This window comes from Streptomyces sp. NPDC002328 (assembly GCF_042890065.1).
Lineage (GTDB): Bacteria > Actinomycetota > Actinomycetes > Streptomycetales > Streptomycetaceae > Streptomyces.
Map to the genome: position 1 here is coordinate 99522 of NZ_JBIARQ010000023.1, position 13471 is coordinate 112992.

Sequence of the window (13471 nt, forward strand, 5' to 3'; positions counted from 1 at the left end):
ATGGTGCGGCCGGGCGTTCTCGTGGAAGGTGTCAGTGGTAGGCGTGGACGACGGCGTGGCCCTTGCCGCGGCCGATCATCCACTTGTTGACCGGCGTCGTGATCACGAAGGCCACGGCGAAGCCGCCCAGCAGTGCCGTCCAGAACAGCGCGTCCGACAGGTGGGCGTCCATCGCTCCCGGCGTCAGGGCGATGATGCCGTTGTCGACCAGCTCCATCACCGCGATCGAGACGGTGTCCGCGGCCAGCGCCACCTTGACCGCGCTCTTGAAGCCCAGGCCGGCGCGGCGGACCGCGAACAGCGTGAACGAGTAGCCGAACAGGAACGCCAGCGAGATCGCCAGGACCATGGTCTGGACATTGCCCCACAGCAGGGCGGTGCCGATGACCATGCCGAGGATCTCGCCGATCGCGCACCCGGTCAGGCAGTGCAGCGTCGCCTTCGCGGCCGCCCCCCAGGTCACCGTGCCCATCTGATGCCCGGCATGCCCCGCCTGGGCCTGGTGCGCGCTGTGGTCGTGAGCGGTGCTGGTGTGGTGAGCGCTGTGATCCATGACCGTCATCCCCAATCGCGTCCAGCGTGTCACCGCTGCCGCGGGACCCACATGACAACCGTATACCCCCTAGGGGTATTCCACGAGGGGTGCGAGCCCGACGAGAGACGCAGGGGTGTGCCGGGCGCCGCACGCCCGGCACATCCCTGCGAGCGCGGGTCAGTTCCTGCCGAGCAGGTCGCTCATCCTGGTGATCTCGGCGGTCTGCGAGGTGATGATGGCGTCCGCCATCGTCTGGGCCTCGGGGAAGGAGCCGTCGGCCTTCTCCGTCTTGGCCATGGCCACCGCGCCTTCATGGTGCTTGATCATCATCTCCATGAAGGCGGTGTCGAACGCCTTGCCCGAGGACGCCTTGAGCTTGTCCATCTCCTCGGCCGTCATCATCCCGGCCGTGCCGTGCGCGGAGTGGTCCATGGCCCCTTCGGCGGGGACCTGCTCGCCCCAGGTGGTCAGCCAGCCCGAGAGGGTCTCGATCTCCGGGTCCTGGGCCTTCTTGATCTCGTCGGCGAGCTTCTTGACCTCGGCGGACTCGGCCCTGCCGGGCGCGAGGTCGGCCATCTCCACGGCCTGGCGGTGGTGAGGGATCATCCCCTTGGCGAACGCGACGTCGGCCGCGTTGTGCTTGCCCTGGGAGACCGGAGCGGACGAGGACGCCGAGGCCGACGGGCTGTGGCCGTTGTGCCCGGCGGAGGTGTCGTCGCCCGACCCGCACGCGGCGAGCACGACGGATGCGGCGCCCGCGGCGGCGACGAGGGCAGTCCGGCGGATGAGGTTCTTGTTCATGGTGCTGCAACTCCTTGATGCGCCGCCCGGAGCGGGCAGGTGCCAGTGCGGAAGTGAGAACGCGCCGGAGCGCGGCATCCCTTGCCGGCCCGAACCGGGACGGGAGGGTGCCGTGCGGGCGGTCCTATATCCGCAGGAGTTGCAGCTCAGCGAGGTCGGGCGGCGCCCGCCCGCTCTCCGGCGTCCCGGCCGCACAGCCGGGCAACGCCACCGACGCAGGCCCGGTATCGACGGCCGCGGCCAGGGCGGGAGGCGCGTACGCGGCGCCGACACCGGCCGCCGCGCACATGGCGTCCGCGTGCTCCGCGTGCCCCATACCGCCGTCGGTGTGCGAGCAGTCAGCGGCAATCTGCGGGCCGGCGTCGTCGTGGACCATCGCCCTGGCGTGGCCACTCGCGGCCACCGGCGCGGGAGCGGGCCCCGGGCCCAGGCCGTGCATGGCCAGCACACCGGCCAGCACCGCCAGCACCAGCAGCACGAAGCCACGCCCGGCGGGGCGACGGCTCGGCTGCAACGTGCTGGTCATGCGGTCATCGTACGATCCGGCCCGGCGACACCGCGCCCCTGACCGTCCGAGAGCCATCCGGCGGGTTGACAGGGCTGCCGGCGATTCTCACAAACGGTCATCTGTGAGAGTTCTGCGACAGCCCCCGGAGCGATCACGTTTCCGCAGATCGCCGTTCGCGAAAGTCCTCTCGAAACCCGCATGTTGCGCGAGGCACTTCTGCGAGACTTCCCGGATGGATCTCCCGCCCGATCGGGCGGTATTGGCGTTGGAACATCACGACTGCCCGAACTGCGACGCGCCTGCCGCACCTGCGGCGGGAAAACCGCCGCGAAGTACCACACTCCGCCCTCGTCCCCGTGCTCCGCGAGAAACTCGAAGGCCGCGTCCCCGCCGACCGCCACCCCGACCGCGCGTGGAAGCAGGGCCCGGCGCTCGCCGTCGCGCCCGCGCCCCGCACCGAGCGCCCGGTCCGCATCGGGTACGCGAGGACGTCAACCGCGCGGCAGGAGCTGGCGAGCCAGCTCGAAGCCCTCCTCCGCGCGGAGTGCCACAAGATCTTCAAGGAGCAGATCAGCACCCGGGTGAAGATCCGGCCTGAGCTGGAGAAGACGCTCGCCTTGGCCCACCAGTTCCAGGAGGCCGCCCCCGAGACGCCCGTCACCCTCACCGTGCACGAGCTCAAGCGCCTCGCGCGCAACGCGGCCGAGCGGATGACGCTGTCCGCCGAGCTCCAGGCCGGCGGCATCCAGCTCGCACTCCTCACCGGCCCGCTCATCGGGATCTACGACCCCAACGGCATGGGCGCCATGTTCTTCCCGTCCTGGCCGTGGCCGGTCAGATCGAGCGCAACTACATCCGGGAGAAGGCCCTCGAAGGCCAGGTCATCGCCGCGTCCAAGGGCAACCACGGCGGGCGCCCGAAGGTCATCGACGATGACATGCTCACCTTCGCCGTCGCGCTCAAGGACAAGGGCGTCCCCGTCCCCGACATCGCCAAGAGGCTCACCATCAAAACCGGGAAGAACGCGGGCAAGTCGCCTTCGGTCGCCTCGCTCTACCGGGCCCTCGCACCGAGGACACCGCGGCCGACGACGGCCTGCCGATGCGGCCCAGGCCCGTCCGCATCCGCCGACCCGAAGAACCGCTCACCCCCGAGGGTTGACCGCTGTGGCCCAAGGCCGTCTCTGGAGAGCTACAGACCGCACCCCCGCCGACCGGCGGGGGATGGGCCTGCCATGTGGCTGGACTATTGCATCGTGAGCAGCGCTTGGTGTTCTGTGAACAGCAGGTAAGACGCTGGTCATAGCGTTGGGGGCAGTTGGGGGGCGTCCCCACCCGTTGTGTCTCAAGCAGGACAGACCTCCCACGATCGGGCCTACTGGAGGAGGAGGTATCCGCTGCGACCCGAACCTCGGGTTGATCTTGATCACCTCTTTGAATACGCAGCCCGGCCCTGTGAGTCGATGCGGGCCGGCAGTTGGGGCCGCACTGAGGTGAACGACTCATACATTCGTGGATCTGTCATCGAATCACGGCTCATGACGTTGTGGCCTGTGCATGGCCCAGGTCGGCTGCCCATCAGGGTCAGGGCTGCCGGGGTGCCGCCGTGACGGTCGCCGGTCGGAACGGCTGGGAGGAGCTACCGTGACCTGCAACTCCCCTGACAACGGGCCCGGGATCGGCCCCGACGATGCAGTCGCCGTTGAGCACCGTGCTGCCACGGGCAACGCCGGGGCCCGTACCGAGGCGGCGCTTGCGGAGGTGCTGGCCGATGTTCTGCACACCGAGCGGGTGCCGGTGGACGGTCACTTCTTTACCGACCTCGGCGCCGACTCCCTGGTCATGGCTCACTTCTGCGCCCGCCTCCGCAAACGCGACGACCTTCCCACCGCGTCCATGAAAGACGTGTACCGGCACTCCACGATCCATGACCTGGCGGCCGCCCTCTATCAGACCGACCCGTCTCCCGCTCCCGTCACGGCAGGTTCTGCGGAACCCGCCCAGGACGTCGAGCCGTTCGACGCCCCTGCCGGTCGATCGTCCGGTACATGGCAGTACGTGCTGTGCGGCGCGGCCCAGTTGTTGACCTTTGGCGGCATGTCATGCCTGGGCGGCCTTGCTTTCGTCCGGGGCTATGCGTGGATCGTCGCCGGTTCCGGCACGGTGGACGTCTACCAGCGGGCGGTGTTGTTCGGGGCGGCGGTCTTCCTGGTCATGTGCGCCGTTCCGATCGCGGCCAAGTGGCTGCTGATCGGCCGCTTCACACCACGCGGGATCCCGGTGTGGAGTTTCGGCTACCTGCGCTTCTGGTGGGTCAAGACCCTCATCCGGTCCAGCCCGGTCCGGCTCTTCATCGGTTCACCGCTGTACGTGCTGTATTTGAGAGCATTGGGCGCGCACATCGGCAAAGGTGTCACGATCCTCACTCGCAACGTTCCGGTCTGCACCGACCTGATTTCCCTCGGTGACGGTTCGGTCGTCCGCAAGGACGTGTTCTTCTCCGGGTATCGCGCGTACGACGGCTGGATCGAGACGGGGCCGGTGACCCTCGGTGCTGGTGTGACCGTCGGTGAGCAGTCGGTCGTCGACATGCACGTGTCGATGGGTGACGACGCACAGCTGGGCCACGCCTCTTCCCTGCACCCGGGACAGACCGTGCCGGCCGGCCAGGCGTGGCACGGCACACCCGCGCAGCCGACCGACACCGACTTCCGCACTGTCGGCCCGGGGACCTGCGGCACACTGCGCAGGACGCTCTACGGTTCGTGGCAGCTCATCGGCATGCTTCTGCTGTACCTGCCGCTGACCGTGGCAGGCATCAGCATCGTGGCGTCCGCGGTGCCGCAGCTCAACGCCGTGGTGACCATCGGAGTGGCGGCCTTCAGCAGCCCGGCGTTCTACCTGGAGGCACTCATCGCTTCCCTGGTCGCCTTCTTCGGCGGCCTGCTGATCGGCCTGCTGGCGATCAACACAATGCCGCGCCTGCTCAATCTCCTGCTCGAGCCGGGCAAGACCTATCCGCTGTACGGCTTCCACTACGGCGTTCAGCGCGTGGTCACACGCATGACCAACATCAGGTTCTTCACCACGCTGTTCGGGGACAGCTCGGCGATCGTCCACTATCTGCGGTCCCTCGGATACGACCTGTACCGCGTGGAACAGACGGGGTCGAACTTCGGCTCGCTGGTCAAGCACGACATCCCGTACCTGACTCAGGTCGGCAGCGGAACGATGATCGCCGACGGCCTGTCGGTCATCAACACCGAGTACTCGGCCACCTTCTTCCGCGTGAGCCGAACCACGATCGGGCCGCGCAACTTCCTCGGCAACAACATCGCCTATCCTCCACGCGGCCGGACCGGCGAAAACTGCCTGCTCGCGACCAAGGCCATGGTCCCCGTCGACGGACCCGTCCGCGAAGGTGTCGGCCTGCTCGGCTCTCCCAGCTTCGAGATACCCCGCACCGTGATGCGCGACCAGCAGTTCGACGACCTGGCCACCGGCGACGAACTGCGCCGCCGCCTGGCCGCCAAGAACAAGCACAACGCGCTCACCGCGAGCCTGTTCCTGCTGGTGCGCTGGGTCCACTTCTTCGGGCTCAGTGTCATCGCCATGGCCGCCGTCGACCTCTATCCCACCGCCGGCGCGGGAGTGTTCGCCCTGGCCGGCCTGCTCACCCTGGCGTTCACCGTCTGCTACTTCGCGCTGGTCGAACGGATCGTCACGGCAATCCATCCTCTGAAACCGCTGTACTGCTCGATCTACGACCTCTCCTTCTGGCGCCACGAACGCTACTGGAAACTCTCCTCCCACCGGTTCGAACAGATCTTCAACGGCACGCCGTTCAAGACCATGGTCTGGCGCCTGCTGGGGGTCAGGATCGGAAGCCGGGTCTTCGACGACGGCTGCGCACTGCCCGAGCGAACCCTCGTCACCATCGGGAACGACAGCACCCTCAACGCCGGTACCGTCATCCAGTGCCACTCGCAGGAGGACGGCGCCTTCAAGTCCGACCGCATCACCCTGGGTGCGAACGTGACCGTCGGCGTCGGTGCCCTCGTCCACTACGGCACCACGGTCGGCGACAACGCAGAACTCACCGCTGACGCCTTCCTGATGAAGGGCGAGGAAGTACCCCCTCGGGAGCAGTGGGGCGGGAACCCCTCGCGGGAGACGGGTGTCGTGTCTGCACGGCGGGGCGATCGGCAACTGACCGGTGCCGGGTGACCTGAGCTGCCCGCAGGTAGGCGGCTTCGCCGGCCTGTCCGGCAAAACGTACGTGACACCCGTGTGCCTCAGCGCTGCAGATCGAGCGACGGCCCTTTCACTCCGCGGACGGTGCCCCGAGTGCCGGGCCCGTCTGCGGCCGGGTTCCGTCAGCGAAAGCCGGCAGGCCCGGGACGCAAGTGACGACGGGCCCTACCGCCTTACCACCACCCGAGCTCGCGCCGCCGAACACAAAGCACGCCGCGGGCTGACCATCTTCAGCACGTCACACAGGGGCGATCAGGGCGTAGCGTTCATCGTCCACCTCGCTACCCCACAAGTCCGGTTATTACTGAGCGGTTCAACTCGTAGGCCAGAAACAAGCGACCGTGGGTCGCGGCCAGGTCCTTGGCGCTGACTCCGCCGTTCCACGGCAGCAACTCGGCGCCGACCACATACGGCAGCACCAACCAGAACCGCGTCGCCATCGCCTCGAACGAGTCGTTCGTGGACCTGGACGTTCACCGAGCCGCGACTCTGCGCGGCCATCGTCGACCGCCTCACCTTCGGCAGGAACATCATCGAGACCGGGACCGAGTCCTACCGACTCGCCAGCACCAGGGCAGCAGGCAGAGGACACCGCGAGGGGCTGACGTCCATGGGCGTCGTGCTCATCGCCGTCATGACGACCGCATTCACTGGTCCGGGGTCGGGCTGGATGTGATGACCTCTCATCAGGATCCGGTCAATCGGTTGCGCTGGACGCGGATCTCGCCGCGCACTGCTGACAACTTCTCTCCGCACCCGGAAAGATCACGGGCATGGCATCTCACGCGAACCAAGTCCGCGCCCTGTCCTTCGACACTGTTGCCACTCAATATGCTGCCACCCGGCCGGACTATCCGTCGGCCCTCTTCCACGCCGTTGAGGAACTCGCCGGCCGACCGCTGGCCGGCGCCGACGTGCTGGACTGCGGAGCGGGCACTGGCATCGCCACTCGGCTGATGCGCGAACGAGGCGCCCACGTCGTCGCCCTGGAGCCGGGCGCCGGTATGGCGGCCGAGTTGCGCGCGGCCGAGCCGGAGATCCCACTGGTGCGGGGCGAGGGGAACTGCCTGCCGTTCGCCGCCGGCAGTTTCGACGTGATCACCTACGCCCAAGCCTGGCACTGGACCGACCCGGCCCGCTCCGTCCTCGAAGCCCTGCGGGTGTTACGCCCGCACGGCGTGCTGGCCCTGTGGTGGAACCAAGCCGACGTCCGCGTCCCGTGGGTCGCGGCGGAGGATGCCCGACTCGCGCCCTTCACCCGCGACTACCCGGCAACCGTGGCCGAGCTGCTCGCCTCGTTCCCGGTCCACGTGGCTACGCGCGAGATCCCGTGGTCGCGCCGGATCACCGTTGAGGAGCACACCAGATACCTCGCCACCCACTCGCACTTCGCGGTCATGGACCCCATCGAGCGGGCCGAACTCCTCGACAGCAACCGCACCGCACTGGCTCGGATCTTCCCCGACGGCGAGCTCGACGAGCCATACCTGTGCGGCCTGACCGTCGTGCGATCAGCCACCACCCCCATGTGAACGGAACCCAGCGCCCACAGACACCTCACCGCGGGAACCTTCAGGCCGTGAGTGTCGATGCCGCTCGTGAACGGTCTTCCAGGGACTGTAGCGCTCCGGCAGGTCACGCCACTGCACACCGGTGCGGATCCGGTACAGCACCCCGTTCATCACCGGGCGGTGATCCCGCCACCGGCCACACCGCCCGTTGCTCACCGGGAGGAGCGACGCAAGCAGCTGCCACTGAGCCTCCGTCAGATCACCCCTATGCCCCACAGTCCCATCAACAGCTCACCTGATCGCCAGGCCACGGCCTAGCTCGCGGAGAACCGAAGGCTCTGACTCGGTCGAACGCCTGGACCAGGCGACTGGCGGGGCAGGTGCGGAGAACCCGTTCCGCTGAGAAGAGCCGGAACATACCCGGAGACCGCCGGTTGGCCAAACCGGCGATCCTGCGGACCCTTGATCCTCCCACCGCCGCTCCCCCGCGTGAAAGGAACCGCATGTCCCTGCCCCCACCCGCCCCGGCCTGGTGCGGACGTGTCACTGGAACTGTGCGAAGAACCTCCAGATCTCTGCTTTGGTCCAGGTGGCGACGCCGCTTTCGCCGGCGGAGCCGTCGACCGGACCGGGTATGTGGCCTCCGTCGAACGCGGCCCATCGGACCGGGTATCCGGCACGGCAGCCCGAGTAGGTGGTGGTGATGTGCGTTCGGCTGCCCTGCGCGGGCTCGCGCGGGCTCTGGGGGGTGCAGCCGTTGTTGTTGACGAATCTGTCGCGCAGGGACCGTCCTTGCGCGATGTTGAGGACGGAGTCGCTGACGCCGTGGATTCCGAAGTAGGCGATGGGCTGGGCGCCGCCGCTGCACCCGCTGATCTGAGCGCCGGAGATGACCGCGACGGCCCTGAAGACGTTCGCCCGGCTGCACGCGAGTGCGTGGCTCATACCGCCGCCCCAGCTGAATCCCGTGGCGAAACGCTGTGCCGGGTCGACACAGAGGCCGCCCTCGATGCGCCGGATCATGTCGTCGACGAAGGTGACGTCCTCACCGCCCGAATTGGCCCAGCCGTTGCCGAGGCCCTGGGGGGCGACGAGGATCGCGCCGTTGTTCGACTGTTCCTGCTGGCCGTAATAGGACCAGGCGCTTCCGCTCGTGCCGCCCGAGGCGACGTCGCCGGCGGTTCCGCCCCGCCAGTGGAACGCGAAGATCAGCCGGTAGGGGTGGCTGTTGTCGTAGTCGGCGGGAACCCTGAGGATGAAGCTGCGGCTCTTACCGCCGCTCTGAATCGTGTGCGTACCGCTCGCCAGAGTCGGGGTGCTGCCGCATCCGCCGCCGCCACCGGACGACAGCTTGATCATCTGCCATTGCTGGTTGGCGCCGCCCCAGTCGGAGTACTGGACGACGTTGCCGCCGTCGGCGGTGGAGGCGCCCTGCACCTCCACCGCCTTGCTGCTGGTGCGGTTGATCAGCCGGACGTGGCCCGCGTCGGAATCGGCCAGGCGGAACTGCTGGTTGGCCCCGCGGTGGTCGGCCCACTGCTGGATCGCGGCACCGTCTGCGGTCGAGGCGCCGGCCACGTCGAGAACCTTGCCCGAATGCCGGGCCTTGAGGCGGTAGAAGCCGTCGCCGGAGTCGATGAACTGCCACTGCTGGTTGACTCCGTCGTTGCGCGTCCACTGGCTGACCCGCGCGCCGTCGGCGGTGGACGTGCCGGAGACGTCCAGCGCCTTGCCGCTGTTGCGATTGACCACGACATACCAGGCATTGGTGTCCACCGTCGCCGCCTCGGCGGGTGCCGGATTCACCGCGGCGAGCATGCCGATCGCGAGGGTCGCCGCCACCACGGCGGCGACCCGGGACCACCAGCGATGTCCGCAGGGAGGGGCGAGGGAAGCCGCACCGTGGGTCTTCATCGGTTCACCCTTTCGTTCGTAACGGGTCCCATCAGGTGCGGGTCCAGCGTTGGTTGCTGCCGTTCGAGCAGGAGTAGAGCTGGATCAGGGTGCCGTTGGCGGTCCCCGATGCGGCGGCGTCGAGGCAGAGGCCGGACTGGACGCCGACGATGGATCCGCCGGAGTCGAGGCGCCATTTCTGGTTGTCGCCACCCCAGCAGCTGTAGATCTGCACTTTGGCGCCGTTGCCGGTGCCGGCGGCGTCCAGGCACTTGTTGCCGTAGACCCTGAGCTCGCCCGCGGCGGTGTAGGCCCACTGCTGGTTGGTGCGGTTGTTGCAGTCCCACAGGTGAAGCTGGGTGCCGTCGGTGGTACTGGTGCCGGGCACGTCCAGGCAGCGGCCCGAACCGACGCCCTTGATCGGTCCGGAGTCCGAAGGGGGCGTAGGGGAGCCGCCGTTGAGTGCGTTGAGGACGGCGGTGTAGGCGGCCTTCTTGCTGCCGTCGCCGTTGAACAGCAGCGGCGAGTGCTCCGGTCGCCAGGAGTCGGTGTCACGCACACCCCAGACGGTGATGCCGAGGCAGCGCGGGACGGCCAGGCAGTCGTTGGTCACGTTGGCGTAGGTCGTGGCCGAGGCGCCCTGGATGTCGAGTTCGGTGATGGCCACGTCGACACCCAGAGCGGCGAAGTTCTGCAGGGTGGTGCGGAAGTTGCTGTTGTAAGGGCTGCCGCTGTTGAAGTGCGACTGGAATCCGACGCAGTCGATCGGCACGCCGCGCTGCTTGAAGTCCCGGACCATGGCGTACATGGCCTGGGTTTTGGCCCAGGTCCAGTTCTCGACGTTGTAGTCGTTGTAGCAGAGCTTGGCGGCCGGGTCGGCGGCGCGCGCGGCGCGGAAGGCGACCTCGATCCAGTCGTTGCCGGTGCGTTGCAGGTTGGAGTCGCGCCGGGCTCCCGAACTGCCGTCGGCGAATGCCTCGTTCACGACGTCCCACTGGGCGATCTTGCCCTTGTAGTGGGCCATCACGCCGTTGATGTGATTGATCATCGCCTGACGCAGCGTGCTGCCGCTGAGGCTCTGCATCCAGCCGGGCTGCTGGGAGTGCCAGGCCAGGGTGTGGCCGCGCACCTGCTTGCCTCTCTGCACCGCCCAGTTGTAGACGCGGTCACCGGCGGTGAAGTTGAACTGGCCCCGCTGCGGTTCGGTGGCGTCGATCTTCATCTCGTTCTCGGCCGTCACCGAGTTGAACTCACGGCCCGCGATCGTCGTGTACGCCGAGTCGCCCAGCCTGCCCGAGGCGATGGCGGTGCCGAAGTAGCGGCCGCTCTGCGCCGCCGCGGCGCCGAGCGTGGTCTCGGCGGCGTGTGCGGTCGGCGGCGCGACCAGTGTGGCGACCGTCCCGAGGACAGCGACGACCAGCGCCAACAGCAGGCCGCGGACTTTCCGGCGGACAACGGGTCTGGGAAGTGCATACGAGCCCATGGCTGTGCCTCCAAGGCAGAAATCACGGAAGGACTGAAGCGCAGGGGAATGCGTCGTCCGCTCCCACTCGGCAGACGGACGGGGCGGGCCGGAACCCGGGCAGCACGGGATCACCGGACACCGCGTTCATGGGACCGGGACGATCTCGACCGGCCGGGATGGCACCCGGTCGGCGGTCGGGTGACGTACGGCGGGGCGGCGGTGACTCGACACAGACATGGGGTACTCCATCGCGGCTCAGCGGGGGACCGCAACGCAGCGTCGCGTACCTCTCCGACTGCGCGAAGAGCCAGGATGCGCTGGTGCGAACCTCACCGGAACGAGACGGGGTGGCGCAGGTGCTGTGGTGCGCGGATCTGTCGTGCAGCTGTGCGTGGATGTGCCGTGCAGCACGATCACCCAGGGCCGACGTGGTTCAACATCGAACTATGGCCGGGTTCTCAGACTCGGATGATTGAGGCATCGACGATGGGTCGTCAACACTCTCCGCAGAAGAAGTTTCCGTTCGTCGCCCGAAACTTTCGCCGCTTGCTCGACTTCTCTCCTCCGCGCGGACGCCTCGGACCGGCGAGCTGTATCGCAGACTCCGGAGCGTTTCCGGTCGGCGTGACAGCTTGTCGAGTCCGTAGGCGTGGCGCTGTTTGTGGACAGATCGGCGACAAGCCTTGACCAGAGGGCTCCACATTCCTAGCTTGTGGCGTCACAGTCTCCGGGAATTCCTCGAATGTTTCGAGAGTGTCCCTGCCCCCCGTCATGCCCGCCCCGCGGTTCATCGGGGTCACCTCACCCCCACCCTCCAAGGAGGCCCTCTGATGTGGTTTCGCCACCCGCCCCCGGTCCGCCCAGGACGCTTACTCGCCGTCCTTGCGCCCTTGCTGCTCGTGGCCACCCTCCTCGGTGCCCAGCCCGCCGGCGCGGCGACCGTAGACCCCAACGCCTCGTATGTGCTGGTCAATCGCAACAGCGGCAAGGCCCTGGATGTCCACAACATGGCGACCAACGACGGCGCCCGCATCACCCAGTGGACCAGGAACGATCAGAACCAGCAGCAGTGGCAGTTCGTCGATTCCGGGGGCGGCTACTACCGCATCAAGTCCCGCCACTCCGGCAAGGTGCTGGACGTCCACAACTGGTCCACCGCGAACGGCGGCTCGATCGTCCAGTGGGCCGACCTGAACGGCACCAACCAGCAGTGGCGGCTGGCCGACAGCTCGGACGGCTACGTGAGGTTCATCTCGCGCCACAGCAACAAAGCCCTCGAAGTACAAGGCGCCTCCACCGCCGACAACGCGAACGTCGTCCAGTACGACGACTGGGGCGGCGCCAACCAGCAGTGGCAGCTCGTCAAGGCCGGCGGCGTCAATCCCGGCCCGTGCGATCTTCCGTCGACATACCGATGGACATCAACGGGCGCGCTGGCGCAGCCCAAGCCGGGGTGGGTCTCGCTCAAGGACTTCACCGTCGTCCCCTACAACGGCAGGCAACTCGTCTATGCGACGACGCACGACACGGGGACGAGTTGGGGTTCGATGAACTTCGGCCTGTTCACCAATTGGTCGGAGATGTCCTCGGCCGGCCAGAACACGATGTCGGCTTCCACCGTCGCGCCCACGCTCTTCCACTTCGCGCCGAAGAACATCTGGGTGCTCGCCTACCAGTGGGGTGGGACCGCCTTCTCCTACCGGACGTCGAGCGACCCCACCAATCCGAATGGCTGGTCGTCCCAGCAGGTGCTCTTCTCCGGAAGCATCTCCGACTCCGGAACAGGACCCATCGACCAGACGCTCATCGGTGACGGGACGAACATGTACCTGTTCTTCGCCGGTGACAACGGCAAGATCTACCGGGCCAGTATGCCGATCGGGAACTTCCCGGGCAGCTTCGGCACTACCTCGACCGTGGTCATGAGCGATACGAGGAACAACCTGTTCGAGGCCCCGCAGGTCTACAAGCTGCAGGGCCAGAACCGCTACCTCATGATCGTCGAGGCGATCGGCTCGCAGGGCCGCTACTTCCGCTCGTTCACGGCCACCAGTCTGAACGGCTCATGGACACCCCAGGCCGCGACCGAGAGCAATCCCTTCGCCGGCAAGGCCAACAGCGGCGCCACCTGGACCAACGACATCAGCCATGGCGAACTGATCCGCACCAGCGCCGATCAGACCATGACCGTCGATCCCTGCAATCTGCAGTTGCTCTACCAGGGGCGCAGCCCCAACTCCGGCGGCGACTACGGCCTCCTGCCCTACCGTCCGGGTCTGCTGACACGGCAGCGATGACAGCGTGACACGAGTCCGGCTCCGGCAGGCAGCCGGCGTGGGGGGGGGGGGGGGGGGGGGGGGGGGGGGGGGGGGCGCGGGCGGCCCCCCCCCCCCCCCCCCCCCCCCCCCCCAGAGCCCGGCACCAACACCGAGCACCTCACAAGCAGAGGCCACCTCACCCAACCCCCACCCGGCCTAAAGCGGCAGCGCAGGGGCACAAGCGAAG

General features: G+C 67.8%; 9 protein-coding genes and 3 pseudogenes. 6 read left to right on the top strand and 6 right to left on the bottom strand.

Going from position 1 to position 13471, the window contains the following annotated elements; all coding sequences use genetic code 11:
- Positions 1 to 31: 31 nt before the first annotated feature.
- From ACFYX4_RS36175 to ACFYX4_RS36185, 3 genes are all read right to left on the bottom strand, one after another.
- Positions 32 to 553 (bottom strand): DUF4396 domain-containing protein, encoded by a 522-nt coding sequence (locus ACFYX4_RS36175; protein WP_389342887.1) that lies wholly within the window; start codon positions 551 to 553, stop codon positions 32 to 34.
- A 159-nt stretch (positions 554 to 712) separates the two neighbouring features.
- Entirely contained in the window at positions 713 to 1336 is a 624-nt protein-coding gene (locus ACFYX4_RS36180) for a DUF305 domain-containing protein (RefSeq protein WP_389342890.1), read from the bottom strand.
- 124 nt (positions 1337 to 1460) lie between these two features.
- Positions 1461 to 1862 (bottom strand): DUF6153 family protein, encoded by a 402-nt coding sequence (locus ACFYX4_RS36185; RefSeq protein ID WP_389342893.1) that lies wholly within the window; start codon positions 1860 to 1862, stop codon positions 1461 to 1463.
- A gap of 338 nt (positions 1863 to 2200) precedes the next feature.
- On the opposite strand from ACFYX4_RS36185, the pseudogene ACFYX4_RS36190 reads away from it, so the two are divergent.
- The 5 genes and pseudogenes from ACFYX4_RS36190 to ACFYX4_RS36210 form a co-directional block, all read left to right on the top strand.
- Positions 2201 to 2629, top strand: a pseudogene (locus ACFYX4_RS36190) (recombinase family protein); the annotation flags it as partial.
- Positions 2630 to 2670: 41 nt separating this feature from the next.
- Entirely contained in the window at positions 2671 to 3135 is a 465-nt protein-coding gene (locus ACFYX4_RS36195) for a hypothetical protein (RefSeq protein WP_389342942.1), read from the top strand.
- 265 nt (positions 3136 to 3400) lie between these two features.
- Positions 3401 to 6070, top strand: a complete 2670-nt coding sequence (locus ACFYX4_RS36200) for a Pls/PosA family non-ribosomal peptide synthetase (protein ID WP_389342896.1) — start codon at positions 3401 to 3403, stop codon at positions 6068 to 6070.
- Between the two features lie 450 nt (positions 6071 to 6520).
- A pseudogene (locus ACFYX4_RS36205) lies at positions 6521 to 6674 on the top strand (ATP-binding protein); the annotation flags it as partial.
- 196 nt (positions 6675 to 6870) lie between these two features.
- Complete coding sequence (locus ACFYX4_RS36210) at positions 6871 to 7629, top strand: class I SAM-dependent methyltransferase (RefSeq protein WP_389342899.1); 759 nt, start codon at positions 6871 to 6873, stop codon at positions 7627 to 7629.
- Between the two features lie 33 nt (positions 7630 to 7662).
- On the opposite strand, the pseudogene ACFYX4_RS36215 reads toward ACFYX4_RS36210, so the two are convergent.
- From ACFYX4_RS36215 to ACFYX4_RS36225, 3 genes and pseudogenes are all read right to left on the bottom strand, one after another.
- Positions 7663 to 7884 (bottom strand): annotated as a pseudogene (locus ACFYX4_RS36215) (transposase); the annotation flags it as partial.
- A gap of 267 nt (positions 7885 to 8151) precedes the next feature.
- Positions 8152 to 9453: an RICIN domain-containing protein gene (locus tag ACFYX4_RS36220; RefSeq protein ID WP_389342930.1), complete on the bottom strand. Its 1302-nt coding sequence runs from the start codon at positions 9451 to 9453 to the stop codon at positions 8152 to 8154.
- Positions 9454 to 9553: 100 nt separating this feature from the next.
- A complete protein-coding gene (locus tag ACFYX4_RS36225; RefSeq protein WP_389342902.1) occupies positions 9554 to 10984 on the bottom strand; it encodes an endo-1,4-beta-xylanase in 1431 nt (476 codons plus the stop codon).
- 812 nt (positions 10985 to 11796) lie between these two features.
- Here ACFYX4_RS36225 and ACFYX4_RS36230 point away from each other — a divergent pair.
- Positions 11797 to 13263 carry a non-reducing end alpha-L-arabinofuranosidase family hydrolase gene (locus ACFYX4_RS36230; protein WP_389342905.1) on the top strand — a complete coding sequence of 489 codons (1467 nt, stop codon included), beginning with the start codon at positions 11797 to 11799 and terminating at the stop codon, positions 13261 to 13263.
- The last annotated feature ends 208 nt before the right edge of the window (positions 13264 to 13471 follow it).